This is a genomic window from Bacillus sp. FF-1 (assembly GCF_028548245.1).
Taxonomy (GTDB): Bacteria; Bacillota; Bacilli; order Bacillales; family Bacillaceae_G; genus Bacillus_A; species Bacillus_A paranthracis.
This window is the reverse complement of record NZ_JAQQGG010000002.1, coordinates 823768-844634: the sequence shown is the minus strand read 5'-3', so window position 1 is coordinate 844634 and position 20867 is coordinate 823768. Positions and strand designations below refer to the sequence as shown.

18 protein-coding genes and 5 pseudogenes are annotated in these 20867 nt (G+C 33.8%); 17 read left to right on the top strand and 6 right to left on the bottom strand.

Annotated features, from left to right (window positions below):
* Positions 1–146 precede the first annotated feature (146 nt).
* The 3 genes from PQF83_RS09805 (at position 147) to PQF83_RS09795 (ending at position 2223) form a co-directional block, all read left to right on the top strand.
* Positions 147–911, top strand: coding sequence for an SDR family oxidoreductase (locus PQF83_RS09805; RefSeq protein WP_000792673.1), 765 nt, complete (start codon positions 147–149; stop codon positions 909–911).
* A 439-nt stretch (positions 912–1350) separates the two neighbouring features.
* Entirely contained in the window at positions 1351–1533 is a 183-nt protein-coding gene (locus PQF83_RS09800; protein ID WP_001037653.1) for a hypothetical protein, read from the top strand.
* Between the two features lie 243 nt (positions 1534–1776).
* A complete protein-coding gene (locus tag PQF83_RS09795; protein ID WP_000577089.1) occupies positions 1777–2223 on the top strand; it encodes a hypothetical protein in 447 nt (148 codons plus the stop codon).
* Between the two features lie 310 nt (positions 2224–2533).
* Here the strand turns inward: PQF83_RS09795 and PQF83_RS09790 are convergent.
* Both PQF83_RS09790 and PQF83_RS09785 read right to left on the bottom strand, forming a co-directional pair.
* Positions 2534–2692, bottom strand: a pseudogene (locus PQF83_RS09790) (DUF2812 domain-containing protein); the annotation flags it as partial.
* Positions 2679–2804, bottom strand: a pseudogene (locus PQF83_RS09785) (PadR family transcriptional regulator); the annotation flags it as partial. The pseudogenes PQF83_RS09790 and PQF83_RS09785, both read right to left, overlap by 14 nt.
* Between PQF83_RS09785 and PQF83_RS09780 the strand changes: the two are divergent.
* Positions 2804–3034: pseudogene (locus PQF83_RS09780) on the top strand (CorA family divalent cation transporter); the annotation flags it as partial. The pseudogenes PQF83_RS09785 and PQF83_RS09780 overlap by 1 nt on opposite strands.
* Before the next feature lie 139 nt (positions 3035–3173).
* A pseudogene (locus tag PQF83_RS09775) lies at positions 3174–3612 on the top strand (MarR family winged helix-turn-helix transcriptional regulator).
* 550 nt (positions 3613–4162) lie between these two features.
* On the opposite strand, the gene PQF83_RS09770 reads toward PQF83_RS09775, so the two are convergent.
* The gene (locus tag PQF83_RS09770; protein ID WP_001190900.1) at positions 4163–4741 is read right to left on the bottom strand and encodes a TetR/AcrR family transcriptional regulator; all 579 of its coding nucleotides are present in this window, start codon (positions 4739–4741) and stop codon (positions 4163–4165) included.
* Positions 4742–5104: 363 nt separating this feature from the next.
* Between PQF83_RS09770 and PQF83_RS09765 the strand changes: the two genes are divergently transcribed.
* From PQF83_RS09765 to PQF83_RS09745, 5 genes and pseudogenes are all read left to right on the top strand, one after another.
* The gene (locus tag PQF83_RS09765) at positions 5105–6295 is read left to right on the top strand and encodes an MFS transporter (RefSeq protein ID WP_000064483.1); all 1191 of its coding nucleotides are present in this window, start codon (positions 5105–5107) and stop codon (positions 6293–6295) included.
* A gap of 231 nt (positions 6296–6526) precedes the next feature.
* Positions 6527–6801: pseudogene (locus tag PQF83_RS09760) on the top strand (protein adenylyltransferase Fic); the annotation flags it as partial.
* A 415-nt stretch (positions 6802–7216) separates the two neighbouring features.
* Complete coding sequence (gene colA / locus PQF83_RS09755) at positions 7217–10099, top strand: collagenase ColA (RefSeq protein ID WP_001038986.1); 2883 nt, start codon at positions 7217–7219, stop codon at positions 10097–10099.
* 419 nt (positions 10100–10518) lie between these two features.
* Positions 10519–11085, top strand: a complete 567-nt coding sequence (locus PQF83_RS09750) for a TetR/AcrR family transcriptional regulator (RefSeq protein WP_001072132.1) — start codon at positions 10519–10521, stop codon at positions 11083–11085.
* Between the two features lie 58 nt (positions 11086–11143).
* Complete coding sequence (locus tag PQF83_RS09745; RefSeq protein WP_001261155.1) at positions 11144–13000, top strand: alpha/beta fold hydrolase; 1857 nt, start codon at positions 11144–11146, stop codon at positions 12998–13000.
* A 325-nt stretch (positions 13001–13325) separates the two neighbouring features.
* On the opposite strand, the gene PQF83_RS09740 is transcribed toward PQF83_RS09745, so the two are convergent.
* From PQF83_RS09740 to PQF83_RS09730, 3 genes are all read right to left on the bottom strand, one after another.
* Complete coding sequence (locus tag PQF83_RS09740; protein WP_001269750.1) at positions 13326–14267, bottom strand: ketopantoate reductase family protein; 942 nt, start codon at positions 14265–14267, stop codon at positions 13326–13328.
* A gap of 296 nt (positions 14268–14563) precedes the next feature.
* Positions 14564–14731, bottom strand: coding sequence for a hypothetical protein (locus PQF83_RS09735; RefSeq protein WP_001015238.1), 168 nt, complete (start codon positions 14729–14731; stop codon positions 14564–14566).
* A gap of 107 nt (positions 14732–14838) precedes the next feature.
* On the bottom strand, positions 14839–15384 hold the full coding sequence (locus PQF83_RS09730; RefSeq protein WP_000516234.1) for a dihydrofolate reductase family protein: 546 nt from the start codon (positions 15382–15384) through the stop codon (positions 14839–14841).
* Positions 15385–15731: 347 nt separating this feature from the next.
* On the opposite strand from PQF83_RS09730, the gene PQF83_RS09725 reads away from it, so the two are divergent.
* The 7 genes from PQF83_RS09725 (at position 15732) to fucU (ending at position 20858) form a co-directional block, all read left to right on the top strand.
* Positions 15732–16241 carry a DinB family protein gene (locus PQF83_RS09725; RefSeq protein WP_001076313.1) on the top strand — a complete coding sequence of 170 codons (510 nt, stop codon included), beginning with the start codon at positions 15732–15734 and terminating at the stop codon, positions 16239–16241.
* 514 nt (positions 16242–16755) lie between these two features.
* Entirely contained in the window at positions 16756–17061 is a 306-nt protein-coding gene (gene arsR, locus PQF83_RS09720; RefSeq protein ID WP_002163599.1) for an arsenical resistance operon transcriptional regulator ArsR, read from the top strand.
* A gap of 60 nt (positions 17062–17121) precedes the next feature.
* On the top strand, positions 17122–17559 hold the full coding sequence (locus PQF83_RS09715; protein ID WP_001270986.1) for an ArsI/CadI family heavy metal resistance metalloenzyme: 438 nt from the start codon (positions 17122–17124) through the stop codon (positions 17557–17559).
* Between the two features lie 18 nt (positions 17560–17577).
* Complete coding sequence (gene arsB / locus PQF83_RS09710; RefSeq protein ID WP_000826527.1) at positions 17578–18618, top strand: ACR3 family arsenite efflux transporter; 1041 nt, start codon at positions 17578–17580, stop codon at positions 18616–18618.
* A gap of 26 nt (positions 18619–18644) precedes the next feature.
* A complete protein-coding gene (gene arsC, locus PQF83_RS09705) occupies positions 18645–19049 on the top strand; it encodes an arsenate reductase (thioredoxin) (RefSeq protein WP_000428361.1) in 405 nt (134 codons plus the stop codon).
* 325 nt (positions 19050–19374) lie between these two features.
* The gene (locus PQF83_RS09700; protein WP_001140123.1) at positions 19375–20385 is read left to right on the top strand and encodes a LacI family DNA-binding transcriptional regulator; all 1011 of its coding nucleotides are present in this window, start codon (positions 19375–19377) and stop codon (positions 20383–20385) included.
* Between the two features lie 41 nt (positions 20386–20426).
* On the top strand, positions 20427–20858 hold the full coding sequence (gene fucU, locus PQF83_RS09695) for an L-fucose mutarotase (RefSeq protein WP_000911706.1): 432 nt from the start codon (positions 20427–20429) through the stop codon (positions 20856–20858).
* The last annotated feature ends 9 nt before the right edge of the window (positions 20859–20867 follow it).

Here is a 20867-nt window from a genome sequence, read left to right as displayed (position 1 = left end):
TTTTAAAGTGAATCACAAACTATAACTATAATATCATAAGTGAACGAACTAAATTACCTATAAATATATATTTAAAATAATTGGTTTTTACATAAAAATATAAGTATAGGTTTTTATCAAACGTAAATTTAGGAAGGATGGAAAAAATGAAGAATCTTGATGGGAAAGTAGCGTTAGTAACAGGAGCGAGTCGAGGAATTGGTCGCGCGATTGCGATGAGATTGGCAAACGACGGTGCATTAGTTGCGATTCACTACGGACGAAATAAGTCAGCTGCAGATGAAACAATTTGTGAGATTGAATCTAATGGAGGAAAGGCGTTCTTAATTGAAGCAGATCTCAAATCAATTGATGGTGTCAAAAAGCTAGTAGAACAATTAAAGAGTGAATTACAAATAAGAGTTGGTACATCAGAGATTGATATTTTAGTAAACAATGCAGGGATAGGTACACAAGGGACGATTGAAAATACGACAGAAGAAGTTTTTGATGAAATTATGGCCGTAAATATGAAAGCGCCATTCTTTTTAATTCAGCAAACATTACCGTTACTACGAGCAGAGGGGCGCATTATTAACATTTCATCAGCTGAAGTACGACTTGGTTTTACAGGGTCCATTGCATACGGCTTAAGTAAAGGTGCTTTAAATACGATGACACTGCCTCTAGCTAAACATCTTGGAGAAAGAGGTATAACAGTGAATACAATTATGCCTGGATATACGAAGACAGATATCAATGCAAAATTGCTAGATGATCCGGAAATACGAAATTTTGCTACGAATTCATCTGTGTTCGGACGAATTGGGCAAGTTGAAGATATTGCAGATGCAGTAGCATTTCTTGCTTCTTCTGATAGCCGCTGGGTAACGGGGCAGAATATAGATGTTTCTGGTGGGTTTTGTTTGTAGGGGCACTACTCCATACCTATTAAGCTAACCAAGTAAATTACTAGATATGAGACGACCCTCGTTTCATATCTGGTGATGTCTAGAAAGGTAGGGATGCTAAAGAAGCCTATTCAATTGATACTTTTGTTTTATAATCAAAAGAATACCTCCAGTATTTTGAAAAACCTCCACGTTAAGATTATGAACGATTTTATACAGTTTTTTGACTAATTCAGTAACAAACAAGGAACCTAAAACTGCACTATAATAGGGATGTATAAAAATTATATAGGTAGATAGAACACAAAAGGAGCTTCCCTTGTTAGAGTAGGGTTCCTCATTTTTCCTTGCTAACAATAATGAGACATTATGTTGACTTAACATGAATACCATATACACTCAAAATCACGCGAGATATCGTTTGATTATAATGTTAAAATGAAAGAGAAGGTGTAAAATAATGAATAAGCTTTTAGGTTTCTTGTTTGTTGCGGTTGGTATGTGCTTTTTCATGTTAACTTTGACAATGAACATTCAGAATGTTACATGGGCTGTAATGTTAGGAGTGAGCATTGTATCTAATATAGCGGGTACAACCTTATTGTTCAGATACATTAATGAGTATAAGAAACAAGCAATTTAATTGTTTTTATAGTGTTGAAAAAAGCAAACTCCTCTCTGTTCGGGGAAGAGTTTGCTTTAATATTAAAAATTAGTTTCCTACAACGAATTTTACGTCAATTAACATCTTTTGCGTGGGACTATTTATTTTTTACAGTAGTAAATATTACATTTTACTTTTAGTAACTATCTTAGCGTATAAAATCCGCGTTTTGCCACAAGTCCCCTAAGTAGTTGAATAATCAATTTTTAGAGGTGTTGTATTATGATTTTTAACTGGAAACCAAGTTGGTATGAATTAGATCAAACTATAGTTGTAGGTAACACTGATTATTTTTATCTTGTTAAAGATAAAAAATCATTTGCAAATAATTTAATTAACAATGAGGACATTGAAGTGCGTGGAGAGGTATTAAAGATAACGCATTCTGAATTAGGAGAATTGTTAGGGATATATACAATTGGGTTAAGCTATAAGTTCTTTTTAAAAGATGGTAAATATATAGCAGTAGACGCTGAACAGGATATTGGTCAAATTGAGTATCCCATTGATTATAAAATAAATGATTGGAATTTTAATGTTGAAATAAATATTCTCGAAGTGACTGGTTTTTCATCACAACAGAGGCATGAGAGTTTATTAAAAAACGAAAGATTAAGGGTAGCAAAGGAAAGAATAGAAAGATATAAACGATTATTAAATATTGAATAAGATGTCTTAAAGTCGGTTTCTTAATTTAGAAATCGGCTTTTGGGGATTTTTTTATAACAAACGGTGTCATAACTTAATGTTACTAATATTTTGCTTAGCGTGATTTTTTCAAAAATACTGGCGATACCCTATACCCATCAACTTAAGAATTTTCACTACCCCTAAGTGTAAAAAAACGTTATTCTTTCTAAAAAAGCTAGACTAGAAAGGATGACATTTTCTTATGAATCTCTCGCTTCAAGAAGAACTACAACCATTTGCGGAAGAATTACAACGATATATTACACCTGTATTTTTAGAAGAACTTGCAATCTTGATAATCCAGTCGCATCACATATCTCTTGCCGGTTTTTTCGAAAGTGTATATTCCTAATCCACTAATATTTGTACAACGATAGCCTTTTTGTAATTGCTCATTCAGCCATTGCTCCTCTTTTTCTATATCAAAAAATATCTTAGCTTTCTTCATTCGATTCACTTCCTTCGTACAGGGATAAAATATGTAATAGCCTATTTTGCTCCATTTTCAAAATGGCACTTCCTTCCGCAGTTATCATATAAACTTTTCTCCGACCTGACTCTCTTGGACAGTATAACTGATTCATATTCATCGGTAATCTCAAATGAGATGAATAATATCATGAAAACTCTCACTTTATTCACCGTTTTTTTAACTGTTCCAACACTTGTATTTAGTTTTTTTGGAATGAATGTCTCTATACCTCAAACTTCATGGGGGGAAACAATTGTTTTATCAATAATTTTTATTATATGGATAGCGCTGGCGTTATGGAGAAGGAAAATATTCTAATTTATTACTACTTCAAAAGTATGAGCATCAGCAAACCTTTTTACGTAAGGATTGACGATTTTTTTATAGGTAAGAAATTACGCGTGTTAAATATTTAACTTTATTAAAAATTGACTGATTAAAATAAAGAGGTAATAAAATGAATAATCTTGATAAAATTCAAGCAATGGTAATTTCCATTGGAAAGAAAATGAAAATGGAGTTATTTGAGCAAATACCAGTACCAAAACTTACAACATCACAGTTTTATATTTTAAAAATTATAAACTATTACGGTGCATTAAGAGCAAGTGAGCTGGCGAGAGAAATGAATGTAAAGCCAAGTACAATTACAGTTACAATTAATCGATTAATTGAACAAGGATTAGTCAATCGTTATCACGATAGAGAAGATCGCCGCGCCGTTATCATTGAACTAACAAAAAAAGGAGAATCTGTAGTTGAAGAAACTATTATCGCTCGTAATGAGCATATTGCTAAATACTTATCCCTTTTAGAATTTCAAGAGAAAGAGAAATTATTACAATTACTTGAAAAGTTAAGGGCGGATAATATGCGGGAAACCAGAGAAAGAGTAACAAGACTTGAGAGAGCTTTAAAGTGTATGTAGTTTGATTTTTCATGAACTGTTCTACATCTGTTAGGTTTTATGATGTATTCACGATAATAAATCGTAATATCGCATAATAAGATACATCTTTATTGCAAGATTCATTATTTTGTTGTAGATCCTTACGCTGTGTTTTCAAAAGATAGAATGTCAATTTTGGTAATCCTAGCATTGTACACAATTTTATTACAAACATGTTATCTTTCACTTCATTCCAATATATCATAGCGGAACTTGGGTCTTTGTAGTAATGGAACAAGAACGGCAATAAGACTTAATTGTGTTAGCAAAAATCAGGGTTTTTGTTAATGATAAAAACGGTATTAAATAAAGCTTGGATGTGTTAATACTACGTTATCAAAATAGCTTGTAGATTAAGCCTTTTTTAAAACTGATGCATATGGGGGAAAACCCCATATACAACAGTTTTAAAACATTAGATACTTTATTTACCAAGTTAATACTAGTTACATCAGTATAGGAAACAGTGGAAATCTAAATCTTTGTTTATATGTTAATTACCTCAAACGTATCCCTTCGAAGGCGTTTATAACCAAATCATGTACATAGGAATCATCCAACTTTTCACCAGTTACTAGCAAACGATAAAAAATTGGTCCGTAAATGAGATCGATGCTTAATTCAATATCGAGGTTTTCTTTTAATTCTCCTCTTTTAATTCCCTTCTCCAGAAGTTGCTTTGCTTGCAGTCGACGTGGTTGGAAGTATCGAACACGATATTCCTCTGCTAGTTTCGAATCAAATTGTCCTTCGCCAACTAACTCATTGATAATGGTTCCTTCTCGACTGATTAAAAAATTGGCTAAACTTGTGGCGTGAATTAAAATATCATTCAACGCTGAACCTGTGTCAGGTACAGGCAATCTGGCAGCAGCAGCAGAAAGAAAACCATCCATTACCACAGCAGCCTTATTTGGCCACCATTTATAAATCGTAGCTTTGCTGACTTTAGCACGTTCTGCAATTTTATCGACTGTGACTGCTTTAAAGCCACTTTCCAATAATAACTCATAGGACGCAGAAAGGATGGCCTTTTGGGTTTCAATATTACGTGGTCGACCTCTTTTACTTTGCACATTAATCATTCCTTTCAAAACATAAACTATACGTTTAGTATACTTAATACGAACAAAAAACGAAATAGCCTATTTACAAAACTGAACGTTTAGTATATATTTTAGTTAATTAATGAACTGTACGTTCAGTTTATTAATTAACTAACATCTTGTAATGGTATGGATATATTTAGGTTCCAAAAATCACAAATTACATTGCTAAAAAACATTTAGAAAAGGGGGGGAAAGAGAGGAAATTGGACCTTTTAAAAGCAGAATGGAAATTAGCTCAGACTTAATTTATTACAATAAAAAATGGCATCGCAGTAGTACTTGCCAAAGTGATTTAGTAATTTTGAAATAAAAGTATGGGAGGAAATACTTATGTCTAATTTTAAAAATAAAGCAATTGATAAGGACATTTCATCAGGTTTAATCATTCTTTTAGCAACTGCATGTGGTATTATTGTGGCTAATCTTTATTATGCACAGCCTTTAATTGGGCTAATTAGTAATGAAATTGGGCTTTCTAATAGTAGCGCTGGATTAATTGTAACGCTAACTCAAATTGGATATGTTGTTGGCTTATTATTTCTTGTGCCTTTGGGGGATATTGTTGAGAATAAAAAATTGATACTTATATTGTTATTTTTAAGTGCATTTGCACTCATTTCTATGGTTTTTGTAAAAAGCGCAACCTTGTTGTTAATTGCTTCATTCTTTATCGGCCTGGGTTCGGTCGCAGCGCAAGTGCTCGTACCTCTTGTATCATATCTTTCATCTGAGAATGCACGCGGTCGCGTAGTTGGCAATGTCATGAGTGGTCTGCTATTAGGTATTATGCTTGCGCGACCGATATCTAGTCTAGTAGCCGATATGTGGGGATGGAATGCAATATTTGCTTTATCTGCTACTGTAATTATTGTTTTAGCGTTTGTATTATCGAAAGTACTCCCTACTAGGAAACCAAAGGCAAAAACAAATTATATAGCCTTACTTAATTCAATGTGGCAACTGCTACGTACTACTCCAATTTTACGCCGTCGCGCCATTTATCATGCTTGTGTATTTGGGGCTTTTAGTTTATTCTGGACCACTGTTCCATTATTATTATCTAGTCCTGCTTTTCATTTTTCTCAGACTGCCATAGCATTATATGCACTTGTCGGAATTACAGGTGTAATAGCCGCTCCAATAGGTGGTCGTCTAGCTGATCTTGGCTGGACACGACCCGCCACTGGGATAGCTCTCACTGTTGTTATTATTTCTTTAATACTCCCACTTTTTATTCAAAGTAGCTCGCCCTTTGGAATAGCTGTTTTAGTAATTGCTGCAATTCTGTTGGACATGGGAGTATCTGCAAACCTTGTGCTTAGCCAACGTTTAATTTTCTCGTTGAGTCCAGAAATTCGTAGTCGATTAAATGGACTATTTATGGCTATTTTCTTTTTAGGAGGTGCTGTTGGATCCTTTATTGGAGGATGGGCATATGCCTTAGGAGGATGGAATCTAACATTATGGATAGGAATCGCTTTTCCGACCATAGCCTTGCTTTATTTTGCTAGAGAAAAATAGTTTTATAATCAAATTTAAACAGCCCAGATTCGTTTGAATGCTTCTTCATTAGTATGTCCGAGTTTTATAGATTAATTGCGGTTATTTTGAAGTTTTTATATCAGAACCAGACTTTTTTTCTATATTGCTGTAATTGAAAAAGACTCACCTTGTTGAATATATTTGAAATGCAATAAAAAAGAGCTTGTGCCAAAACACAGACTCTCTTTAAGTTGAAATGAATATATATATAGCCACCACTTTAGAGAAGGAAACGGTAGAGAGAATAGAATATGGCTAGATTTAATCTTTAAAAATGAACTTCATCAGGTGGTCGACTGCAATAAAATTGATAAAGAAGATTATTTACTGCAATGGAACGCAGCCCAATTAAAGATATTGAAATTAAGCATTTACTCCAAAATGCATTAGTAGACGAAATAAATAGTCATGAAATATTCATGAAAAGTATTAATATTATTTACTATCATGAGGGATATACCGAATATAATATAGAGGATTTATAAAACAAAAAGGGCTGAGATAGCCTTTTTGTTTTACACTTTGACGAGTATTTTTTATGAAAAAATACGTTATTCTTTTTGTAAAATTAATAAGAAAGGATGACGTTTTTGTATGTCTATTTCTGTATCCGATGAATTACAACTATTTACTTAAGAAATTCAAAGATTTTTATCGCTAAATATCTTACGAAATCTTGCCAGAGAGTTTGGTTTCTTGCGATGAACCCGTAAATTTCAAACAAAAGATATACCCAATTCATGAGTAAGAATGAAAAAAGAAAAAAATTCTATAATGTTTTATTTAATATCAGTTTATAGGGAAATTCATGTAATTAAATATGAAATAATACATATTATAATGATTTATTAAGATAAAATGTTATATTTTTGGATGGAATATATAAATGGAGGAAATGTAATGAACAAGAATTTAAAATTCACCCAAATGATGATTGGGATTAGTACAATGGCATTATCATTTGGAAGTATTCAAACACAGGTATCAGCAGAAGAAACAGCACCCTATAATATCTTACAGATGAAACCAATGGGGACAGAAACTTCAAAAGATGAAATTGTACATGCTACAAAAGCGGACGAAACTTTGACTTTTGAAGAGCGTTTAAAAATAGGAGATTTTTCACAACGTCCTACTCCGGTTATGAAACGTGATGAAATTCAATTAAAGCAAAGCTATACTTTGGCAGAACTGAATAAAATGCCTAATAGCGAACTCATTGATACATTATCAAAAATTTCTTGGAATCAAATTACGGATTTATTTCAATTCAATCAAGATACGAAAGCATTTTATCAGAATAAAGAACGCATGAACGTTATCATTAATGAATTAGGACAACGAGGAAGGACGTTTACGAAAGAAAATTCAAAGGGCATTGAAACATTTGTTGAAGTATTACGTTCTGCTTTTTATGTGGGATATTATAATAATGAATTAAGTTACTTAAAAGAGAGAAGCTTCCATGACAAGTGTTTACCCGCATTGAAAGCGATTGCGAAAAATCCAAACTTCAAATTAGGTACAGCTGAGCAAGATAGAGTCGTAACTGCGTATGGAAAATTAATTGGTAATGCCTCTAGTGATACTGAAACAGTACAGTATGCGGTAAATATTTTAAAACAATATAATGATAATCTTTCTACGTATGAAAGCGATTATGCGAAAGGACAAGCCGTATATGAAATTGTAAAAGGAATTGATTATGATATACAGTCTTATTTGCAGGATACGAATAAGCAACCTAATGAAACAATGTGGTATGGAAAGATTGATAACTTTATAAATGAGGTTAATAGAATTGCTCTCGTGGGGAATATAACAAATGAAAATAGTTGGCTAATTAATAATGGCATTTATTATGCAGGTCGTTTAGGGAAATTTCATAGTAATCCATACAAAGGATTGGAAGTTATTACACAAGCGATGAGCTTGTATCCTCGTCTAAGTGGACCTTATTTTGTAGCAGTAGAACAAATGAAAACAAACTATGGTGGAAAAGATTATAGTGGAAATGCAGTAGATCTACAGAAAATACGTGAAGAAGGGAAACGACAATACTTACCTAAAACATATACATTTGATGACGGATCAATTGTCTTCAAGACGGGAGATAAAGTAACAGAAGAAAAAATTAAGAAATTATATTGGGCAGCCAAAGAAGTAAAAGCACAATATCACCGTGTAATTGGTAATGATAAAGCGCTAGAACCAGGTAACGCTGATGATGTACTAACAATAGTAATTTATAATAATCCAGATGAATATCAATTAAATAGACAATTATATGGATATGAAACAAACAACGGTGGAATTTATATTGAAGAGAAGGGGACCTTCTTTACATATGAGCGTACGCCAAAGCAGAGCATTTATAGTTTAGAAGAGTTATTCCGTCATGAATTCACTCATTATTTACAAGGAAGGTATGAGGTTCCTGGTTTATTTGGAAGCGGAGAAATGTATCAAAATGAACGATTAACTTGGTTCCAAGAAGGAAATGCAGAATTTTTTGCAGGATCTACACGTACAAATAATGTTGTTCCGCGTAAAAGTATGATAAGTGGCTTATCATCTAATCCAGCAAGCCGTTATACAGCAAAGCAAACTTTGTTCTCAAAATATGGATCATGGGACTTTTATAAGTATTCCTTTGCACTACAGTCATATTTGTATAATCATCAATTTGAAACATTTGATAAGCTTCAAGATTTAATCCGTACAAACGATGTGAAAAATTATGACTCATATCGTGAATCATTGAGCAACAATACACAATTGAATGCAGAATATCAAGCGTATATGCAGCAGTTGATTGATAATCAAGAAAAATATAATGTACCGCAAGTAACAAATGATTATTTAATTCAACACGCACCAAAGCCGCTAGCTGAAGTGAAAAACGAAATTGTGGATGTAGCAAATATAAAAGATGCCAAAATTACAAAATATGAGTCGCAATTCTTTAATACATTTACCGTGGAAGGCAAGTACACAGGTGGTACATCAAAAGGTGAGTCTGAAGATTGGAAAGCGATGAGTAAACAAGTAAACCAAACTTTAGAGCAGTTATCCCAAAAAGGTTGGAGTGGTTATAAAACAGTTACAGCCTATTTTGTAAACTATCGTGTGAATGCAGCTAACCAGTTTGAATATGATATTGTTTTTCATGGTGTTGCAACAGAGGAAAAGGAAAAAACAACTACTACAGTAAATATGAATGGACCATACAGTGGGATAGTAAATGAAGAGATTCAATTTCATAGCGATGGTACAAAAAGTGAAAATGGAAAAGTTATTTCTTATCTATGGAACTTTGGAGATGGTACTACAAGTACAGAAGCAAATCCTACCCATGTATATGGAGAAAAAGGAACATACACTGTGGAACTAACAGTAAAAGATAGTAGAGGAAAAGAAAGCAAAGAACAAACAAAAGTTACTGTAAAACAAGATCCGCAAACAGGTGAATCTTATGAAGAGGAGAAGGTACTCCCGTTTAATACGCTTGTAAAAGGAAATCTGATTACTCCTGATCAAACAGATGTTTATACGTTTAATGTTACAGATCCAAAAGAAGTAGATATTTCTGTGGTAAATGAACAAAATATTGGGATGACATGGGTGCTTTATCATGAATCAGACATGCAAAATTATGTAGCTTGTGGTGAAGATGAAGGAAATGTTATAAAGGGGAAATTCGCAGCGAAACCAGGTAAATATTATTTAAATGTATATAAATTCGATGATAAAAACGGTGAATATTCATTATTAATAAAATGAATTTATTTCTAACATGTATAGAATGGCTATTTTAAAGAGGAGTCTGTTAATATAGGCTCCTCCTACTTTTTATTTACATATTGGGAGAGCACCACATCACCATCAAGCTAATACTTTCATATCCCCCTAAATTAAAATTTTCTTTCTCTACAGATAATTATTCTGAGAAGCCGTTCATTTTTTGTTTTGGGGGTATTTCTTTTTCTAAAGTTGTGATGGGTATGTATGGTGACCTCTATTAGACAATAGTGAATGAACAATTTCGGGGTTCAGTTCAACTTTATTCAAAATAAGATTTTTTTGCAGTAAAATCAATGTTAGTGGAACTTTTTTAATTAAACTTTTTTAAAAATTAACATAAATGCTTGCGATATTTAAATTAGTACTATATAGTTCTAATTATGACAAAGGTAAAATTAATGAATCAAAAACATGTGATTGAAGTAGCTGCAACATTATTTTTAGAAAAAGGGTTTGCTTATACAAGTATGGATGAATTAGTACGTGTAAGCAAAGTTTCAAAGTCTAATGTGTATTATCACTTTTCTAATAAGGAAGTATTATTAGAAGCGGTCGTTGATTATTGGATTGAAATGTATCAATCTGCAATTGATGACGTAATTTCTCAGAACCAATTTTTAGTTGAAGATCGTATCCAACTGTTTTTAAAGCAATTATCACAAGGAGTTCAATCGAGAGAGTATAAGGGAAGCTGTCCATTTATTACTCTTTATATTCAAAGTCCTACACAGGCCACGCAAATAAAAGAAAAAATAGGTCTTTTTTTTACAGGATTACAAAAGAAAGTTTCTCTATTACTTAAACAAGGGATAGAGAATGGAGAATTCAGAAATACGATTCATATTGATGAGGTTGCATCCCTTTTTATTACAAATCTTGAAGGGGCGTTATTTATTTCAGAAACATTGAAGGATGCAACTGTAATCACGAAAACAGCAGATCATTTTTTAAAATTGCTTCGATAAAAGAAGCATTTTTTTTACATCAAATTAGTACTAAGTAGTACTAAAAAGGGGATCTTATATGAGAACAGTATTTTTAACTGGTGGAACAGGCTTTATTGGAAAGCAATTAGTGAAAGAATTAGCCAAAGAGGATGTTAAAATTCTTCTTTTAGTGAGGTCGAAAAGTAAAGCAACAAGCATTTTTCAAGAAAGAGGCATCTTAAAAAAGGATGTTATGCACTTTATTGAAGGTGATTTGACGAAAATAGATTTAGGTCTAAGTGGTGAAGATAAGGAGAGGGTATTGAAAACGGATGTGATTATTCACGCAGGAGGCCCCATGGATATTCAAGCGACAAGTAAAGAGGCAGCTTCCGTATTTTTAAATGGCGCCAAACATATTAGTGAATTAGCTAAAAGTATTCATCAATTGAAGGGTTTGCAACAATTTATTCATGTTGTAGGTTATATGAGTCCCTTTGATGATAAAAATAGCAAGATTGCAATTGATGTGTTTAAAGAAGGAAACAATTATTTAAAAATAAAAAATCCATATGAGAGAACAAAATTTTTAGCAGATCTTTATATCCGTCAGCAGGCATCAACAGTAGGTTATCCGCTTTCTGTAATTAATCCGCCAACTGTAGTCGGTAGTAGTAAAACAGGGAGTACAGAGCAGATAGCAGGATTAGGTTTGCTTGTGATGAGTATGCGAAGAGGGATCATGCCAGTGATTCCTGGAGGTAAGGGATATAGGTTACCACTTATTTCAAACGATGAGCTTGCGAAGTTTATTGTGCAGGTTTTCAGATTGGAGCAACCGACTATTCAAACATATACACTTGTTGAAGACAAACAGCACGATCAAAACATTGCTGAATTATTAAGTATTATGTCGGAAAGTATGAATATGAGGGCACCAAAAATCTCTGTCCCGATGCCACTTATGAAAGCAATTATGAATAGTGGAGTAAGTAAAATAACAAAAATTCCTTCTGATGGACTGAATTTTATTACAAAACAAAAATTTTCAAATGTTTCAGCGAAAAAAATTATGGGAGGAGATTGGTTTAAGAAGACGAGTGTAATGAAATTTCTCCCTGCCGTAGTAGCTGATCTGGATTATCGAATGATGTATCAAAATGGCCAGCATAATCATTTATTTAAACGAACATTATGCGATAACAATACCCTTTACCAATTACAAGGAGAGGGTCAACCGTTTATATTATTACATGGTTTATTGAGTGATGGAGAGGATTTATTTCCTTTAGCACAAGAGCTTCATGAAAAAACTGGTCAACCTGTATGGATTTTGGATCTTCCAGGTTTGGGATGTTCTCCTTTTAAACGAGAGAAAAATCTTCTAGATATCTATTTGAATGTAGTGAAAAAGTTATTGGAGAAAGCTACGAATGGTGCACATCTAATTGGACATTCATTCGGTGCGTTTATTCTTCTGGAAGCATTGGTACAAGAGTACATAGATAAGAAGTATGCAATCACTTTACTTCAGCCACCTGTTGTTAAAAAAAATGCTAAATCCCTAAATGTTCCTCAATTTATGAACAAATGGACATTAAAACTGGCAACTACTAATTTGATAGGGCGTTATTTATTAAGTAATGGTTTGTTTGAAAGTATGGAGAGCATCCCTGAACATTATATTGAAAAGATAAGTAAAAGTTTTACTTCTCCTAGAATTTTAAATACTACGGTTCAGCTTAACAGTTTACTACTGAAAAACGATCAAGGTGATTTCAATGAAGTAACAAAGTATAATCTTCACATTATTTGGGGGGATTATGACAGAGCCTATTCTGCTCCATCGCATCTTGGTAAGGTTGATTTTGTTCCATATGGCCATCATTTTCCTCTTAGCCATCCGAGTGAAACGGCAACATTAGTAATAAAAAATAGTAATACTAGTAGATGAGAGTGTGGGATAAATAAAAAGTGTGTAGTAAGATCGTTGTGTCTTTGAAATAAAATCGTACTGTTTTGGGGTCCTACCCCATCGCTATCAAGCTAAGAAAAGCAAATACCCCAAAACGAAAAAAATGACCTGAATTCTTATGAGTAACAGTAGAGATATAAAATTTTTCATTAATTAAAAACCAAGGAAAACTCGACAAAATGATTGGATTTACCTTGGTTTTTTGTGAGTGACTCAAAAAAGAACGAATTCTTGTCTTGCCCTATCAAATTTGATATCATTTATGTAAAATAATGTGAAACATTAAAATGAAATATCGAAGTTTTTAAGATTTTTTGAGCCATGACATAATGTATGGTTCATATGAAGCCCAATCATGCATAGATATTTCCATTTTTAATCCTTCTTTCAATACTTCGTTATATCCATATACCCATTCTGATAAGCCTTCTTTCATATGATTTTCCACCATTTCCATAGTATTTTCAGATAAAAACATTTTTTGTATTAAGTGTGCAACTATGAAAAGGGGAAGGTTAAAGAATTTAGACGGAAATATTTTATTTGTGGGTACACCATAAGCTTTACATACATTGATTCCTTCTCTAAAAGCTAAAACCATTTTTTTTACGCTTTTATAATCGTTTGCAAATTTTAAATATGAACCGGCTTCAAGAACCGCTCCTGCTGTAATAGATTGTTGTAAATAATGAACTTTTAACCAATCAAATATGTTTTTATCAAACTTGGTTTTAATATTAACTCTTTTTAGCGATTCCTCCATATTATTTATACTTCCTTTAGTTGAACCACCTAATCTGGTTGCTTCATCAAAGATAATTATTTCTGTTTTATTAGATTCACGTCCTCCACCTATAGAAGATGGAAATGCTATAATATATTCTTCATCACTAAAGTAATCTTCCAAGTCTTCTTTTATATTCCAATTATTTTGCATGAAAGCAAAGTAATTAGTGTTTTCTTTTAAAGAATTAAGTTGTGGGAGTATGTTACGTAATTGATACCGATTAACAGCTACTAAAATACCATCATATTTATTAGTTATTTCTGTTATACAATTTACAGAAATATTTTTCTCGCTGTACGTTGTTTCTTTTACACGCAGATCTTTTACATACAGTTTCCTTTTTTGAAATTCCTTTTTTTTATCTTCGTTTCTCACATAAACGTCTACTTCATGCTGGTGTGATAACAACCAAGCATAGGCTGTACCTATTGTTCCTGCTCCATAAATCAAATATCTCATGTCTCAACACTCCTAAAAAAATAATCATATACAATATTTTACAATAATACGTATTACAATAATACATATTACGATAAAAAAGACCCTTTAAAACCCGATCTTATTATAGGAGTACAGCCATATCGCTCTTAAGCTAATAAAAAGAAATACTCTTAAAATGAATAAAAGACGTTATTCTTTCCTATAATTCTACAGGAAGGATAACGTCTTTTTTGTTTTATAGATAGTGCAAAATCTTAGTTCCTCTTATATAATCATTAAACTCGGAAGTCAATAGAGCTACTAGTTTAATTAGATTATATGTTCTTCCCATAAAAAATCTTTAAAATGGTTTTATAATCTGGAATTTGTAACTTTAAGTATTGATTTATAAAGTTTTCGTTATCATATGGTACTTTTTTCAATTCAACAGAGAATTGCCCAGCATCAAAATTAACAATACCGTGTTGAGCGAAATGGTTCATGGTTACATCCTAGTGAGCCAGGATGTAAAAAAGTTTTGTCCATTGTTTGAAAACACTCAACAGGATTTATTCTGATGAGTTTTTTTGTTTATATAATTTATCAATAATTATTCTTTTTTCTCCGACTGATAGGAAAGAATAACGACACCTGAACTGGTCGTTCTTGTTTCTATAAGTTTTAATGCTTTTGTATTGCTCTGGTCTTTAAAGAGACGCTTTCCGCTTCCTACGATAACGGGATTGACTATAAAGTGATATTCATCAATGAGGTCATGTTGCATTAATGTTTGTGTAAGATCACCACTGCCATAGATTAAAAGGTTCTGACCGGGCTGTTCCTTCAGTTTCGATATTTCTTCTATAACATTATCCTTGATAAGATTTGCATTCCATTCGGTTTTTTCTAAAGTTGTTGAAGCAACAAATTTAGGAATGCTGTTCATCTTATCAGCAAAACCTTCTTCATCAGTCATAGAAGGCCAGGCAGCTGCAAAACCTTGATAGGTTACTCGCCCTAGTAGAAGAGCTTCACTTTCAAACAGTAAATTGGATTGAAACTTTGCTACTTCTTCATTGAAGTATGGAGCAGTCCAAGCTGGTTCCTCCATGACACCATCTAGTGAGAGGTACATCGATACAATTATTTTTCCCATTTTGTTCTCCTTTAGTTTTAAATTGAGATGTTTACATATTGGTAAAACAATTATTAATTCTCCAGCTAGAGAAAATTTACCTTTTTAATAGTTTCGACAAAATGTATTTATGTATGTTGTGGAATAAACTAATATATATTCATAACTTTGAAATATTGTATAACTTCTAATTTTTATGCATTATTGATTAGCATTGCTTATTGTGCTAACGAATCAGGATAGTGTGGCGACCGACTAAATAGTTGCTTATCCTCATTTATTAGAAGGGAAGTTTTATCATTTCACGAATTGATTAGACATAGACGAGTGCTATAATTTTCTATATATACATAAAGAGGTGACTACGCATGAATCAAAGACCGTCAGAAGAAGAATACGCTGGGAGCTCCGGCGAATATATCCGTTTGGTGCCAGACGGTAACATCATCGACATTTTGCTCGCTCAGGAAAAGCAAATGACCGAACTCCTGGCATCGTTGACCGAAAGCCAGGCCGCATATCGGTATGCGGAAGGAAAATGGACACTGAAAGAAGTTGTGGGCCACATTACAGACGCGGAACGCGTCATGACCTACCGCCTGCTCCGGTTCGCAAGAGGGGACCAGACGCCTTTGACCGGTTTCGATCAGGAATTATTCATACCTCCTTTCGGAAGCTGGACAACCGCGCAATTGGCCGAAGACTACCGGGCCGTACGGCAATCAACGATTACATTACTGCGCGGGCTACCAGCGGAGGCGTGGATCCGCAAGGGCACAGCCAACAACCTAAGCATTACGGCGCGCGCCCTCGCGTACAGCATTGCAGGACACGAGCTTCATCACATGGGGGTTATCCGAAACCGGTACTTGAGTTAATCGTCGGCAGAGGCCTTTGGAATGGAACGAACACCACTCATACAACCTTAGATACCGTTCTTATTAGGGTCCCGCCCCACAACCATCAACTTAAGGATTTAGACTATTTTTGAAATAAAAAGCACGTTACTATTCTCTTATGTTAATGAGAAAGGGTAACGTGCTTTTTATGAATATGCACCAAAAACAAGAGTTATATTGATTTTTCTCATTTTGGGGTATTTGTTTTTCTTAGATTGAGGGTGACGGGGCACTACTCTATAATGATCAAATTAAAATTAAAAATAGTTATAGAGACTCCATTTCTCGGAAATGTTGTAACTATTAAGTTGTAAAAAGAACCATAGTTTTTCATTTTTGAAAAGGCTATGGCCTTTTTTAGTTGTAGCAAAGTGATGATGCGAGGAAGTTTTTTTGATAAATCAAAAAAACTTGATTAACTAGTTGCATATAGAACTCATCTACATATATACTATAAACATCAAAAAAAGTTGATGAAGGGAAGTGAACTACAGTGGTACAAGATTTTCAGCTCTATGAGAAAAAGTTTAAAGCGTTGGCGGATCAGAAACGTCTAGAAATCATGTATGAACTTTGTCAGCGAGGCCAGACGTGTGTATGTGATTTAACAGAGATTTTTGAAATGACACAATCTAAGTTGTCCTATCATTTAAAGATTTTATTAGACGCAGGTTTAATTGTAAAAGAAACAAAAGGTACGTGGAGTTATTATGATTTAAATGATGCGGAAGTGAATAATTTATTATCAGAAGAATTGTGCTGTATCTTTAGAAAAACAGGCAAAGGTAGCTGCTGTTAAAATTTTGAGATATTAATCAAAAAAACTTGATTAAGGATATGTAAAGAGGAGGAATAAGGTATGAGATATGTTCACGTCGGTATAAACGTTATGAATTTAGAGAAGTCGATTGAATTTTATGAAAAAGTATTTGGTGTATCACCAGTTAAAGTGAAAACGGATTATGCAAAATTTCTATTAGAGATGCCAGGACTTAATTTCACGCTGAATGTGCGAGATGAAGTGAATGGAAATCAGGTAAATCATTTTGGTTTCCAAGTGGATACAGCTGAAGAAATTACATTACATAAAGAACGATTAGAAAAAGAAGGTTTCTTCGCGCGTGATGAGATGGATACGACTTGTTGCTATGCAGTGCAAGATAAGTTTTGGGTAACAGACCCTGATGGGAATGAGTGGGAGTTCTTTTATACGAAAGCACATAGTGATGTTCATAAAATTGAAGATCCATCTTGTTGCACGACTTCAAATGAGGTAGCTAAAAATTCTTGTTGTTAATAGGAGATGGAAAATAAAATGAAACGTTTATCTTTTCTAGACCGATATTTAACACTATGGATCTTTCTAGCGATGGCTGTTGGGATTGGTTTAGGGTTTTTGTCCCCTAGTGTAGTAGACGGACTGAATACATTACAGGTTGGAACGACGTCTATTCCGCTTGCTGTTGGTTTAATTGTAATGATGTATCCACCATTAGCGAAAGTTCGCTATGAGGAAATGGGCCGAGTATTTAAAGATGTTAAAGTGTTAGTTCTATCTTTAATACAAAACTGGATTATTGGTCCGGTACTTATGTTTGTGTTAGCAATTATTTTTCTCCCTGATAAACCAGAATACATGGTCGGTCTCATTATGATTGGGTTAGCACGTTGCATTGCAATGGTCATTGTTTGGAACGATCTAGCTGATGGTGATAAAGAATATGCGGCAGGTTTAGTCGCTTTTAATTCGGTATTTCAAATGTTATTCTTCTCGGTTTATGCATACGTGTTTGTAACGGTAATTCCAGAATGGTTAGGGATTGAAGGGGCTATTGTCGATATTACAATGATAGAAGTAGCAAAATCAGTATTTATCTATTTGGGAATTCCTTTTATAGCAGGTATGTTGACACGCTTTGTACTCGTTAAGTTAAAAGGAAGACAGTGGTATGAAAAGGTGTTTATACCTAAAATTAGTCCACTTACACTACTCGCATTGCTATTTACGATCATCGTTATGTTCTCTTTAAAAGGAGAGATGATTGTTAGCGTGCCACTAGATGTGGTAAGAATAGCGATTCCGTTATTAATCTATTTTATCGTAATGTTTTTTGTTTCTTTCTTTATGGGAAGAAAGATTGGTGCAAATTATCCGGTGACTACAACATTAGCATTTACAGCAGGTAGCAATAATTTCGAGTTAGCGATTGCTGTAGCAGTTGGTGTGTTTGGTATTCATTCGGGCGCAGCATTTGCAGCTGTTATCGGTCCTTTAGTTGAAGTACCTGTCATGATTGCACTTGTAAACGTTGCTTTTTGGTTTAAACGTAAATATTTTAATGATCAATCAGTCTAAATTTAAAAATAAAGGTGGAAAACAACATGGAGAACAAAAAGACAATCTACTTTTTATGTACAGGAAATTCATGCCGAAGCCAAATGGCAGAAGCATGGGGCAAACAATATTTAGGAGATAAGTGGAATGTATATTCTGCAGGAATCGAAGCACATGGAGTAAATCCAAACGCAATTAAAGCAATGAACGAAGTAAATGTCGACATAACAAATCAAACATCAGATATAATTGATGCAAATATTTTAAATCGTGCTGATTTAGTCGTTACGCTTTGTAGTCATGCGGATTCTGTTTGTCCATCTACTCCGCCGGATGTGAATCGTGTTCATTGGGGATTTGATGATCCAGCAGGAAAAGAATGGTCCGAATTTCAACGTGTTCGTGATGAAATTGGTGAACGTATAAAACGATTTTCTGAAACAGGGGAGTAGTAAATAAAGGAAAGAGCCAACTCAATCGATTTGGCTCTTTTTTTATGTACTATGAAACTTCAAAATAGAACGGTATGACGGCAGTAGAATGTGTAATAAACGTGGATTTAATCACGAAAAAAACGACTCCATTCACGTTTTTCAGGTTATCTGATGAATAGGTGTATTTTTGTGAAAAAAATGTTTATAAAAAGCCTTGAAATATTCTGAAAATTAAATTATTATTATCCATGTAAACTACTAAGTAATCGTTTACATGGATAAAATAAGGGTTTAAACAAAACTGAAGTAAACGATTTCTTGAAAATTTAGAAAGAGTGATGAAATGGCTAAGTCTACAATTAAAGATGTTGCATTGGAAGCGAATGTGTCTACAGCTACAGTATCTCGTGTGTTAAACGAAAGTGGATTTGTAAGTGACGACATTAAAGATCGTGTTCATTTAGCTGTGAAAAAATTGAATTATCAACCAAATGCGATTGCTAGAAGTTTAAAGCAAGATAAAACATACACGATTGGTGTTGTGATTCCGGATATTACAAACCATTATTACATGACAATTTCAAAGGCGATTGAAGATATTGTACAGCAAAAGGGCTATAACCTTATTTTCTGTAGCAGTCATGAAAATCCTAAAAAAGAGGATAAATTGTTGCAACTATTAGTGGAACAGCGGGTGGATGCGATTGTATTGGCTACTGCTGGAGGTTGTGAAGAAAGAGTGAGAAGTATTCATCAAGCTGGTGTACCAATCGTTTTAGTTGATCGGACTGTTGAGATTGGAGATTCAAAATTAGATTCGGTTGTAGAAAGTAATTTTGAAAGTGCTTATACATTAACGAGCTATCTTTTACAACAGGGGCATCGGTCGATTGGTCTTGTAAATGGATTGTTAAACGTTAGTACAGGTAAAGAGCGCTATGAAGGATTTCAGAAAGCTTTAGAAGAGTTTGGGATTCAAGAAGATGAAAACTATACGTTTAATAGCACTTTCACAAGAGAAGGTGGTATGAAAGCAGTTGATTATTTTCTTAATTTCACTGAGAAACCGTCAGCTATTCTATCTTTGAACAATGAAATGGCATTTGGTGTTCTTCTTGAATTAACGAGGAGAGGCTACTCTGTACCAGAGGACATCGTGATCGCTTCTTTTGGTGATGTGGAAGCCGCACAATTATTACAAGCGCCTGGGATTATATCAGTCGCTCACAAACCATATGAAATGGGAGAAAGGGTAGGCGATATATTACTGAAACGCTTAAATAATGAAGAAGGTCCCTTTCATGAAATATTTACACCAAAGTTATTAATAGATGCACAAAGTGTAAGTAGTTGAAATGTATTTTCGTTAAGATAAAAATCGGAAGGGAGATAGAAATGCTAAAAGGAATACCGAAAATAATTAGTCCAGATTTAATGAAAGTTCTTTTAGAAATGGGGCATGGGGATGAGATTGTTTTAGCGGATGGCAATTTCCCCGCTGCCTCTTGCGGGACGAAGCTCATTCGATGTGAAGGTCATGGGGTTCTTGAAGTATTACAGGCAATTTTGCAATTCTTTCCACTCGATACGTATAGTAATCATTCTGTTTCGTTAATGAAGGTTGTAAAGGGGGATCATGTATCTCCCTCCATTTGGGAAACGTATGATGCGACAATTAAAAAATATGATACTCATTTTGATGGGTTTGAGATGATTGACCGCTTTGCGTTTTATGAGAGGGCAAAGAAGGCGTATGCGATTGTTGCAACGAGTGAAAGTGCTCTCTATGCCAATATGATTTTAAAAAAGGGCGTGGTTACGGATTAACGCATGATG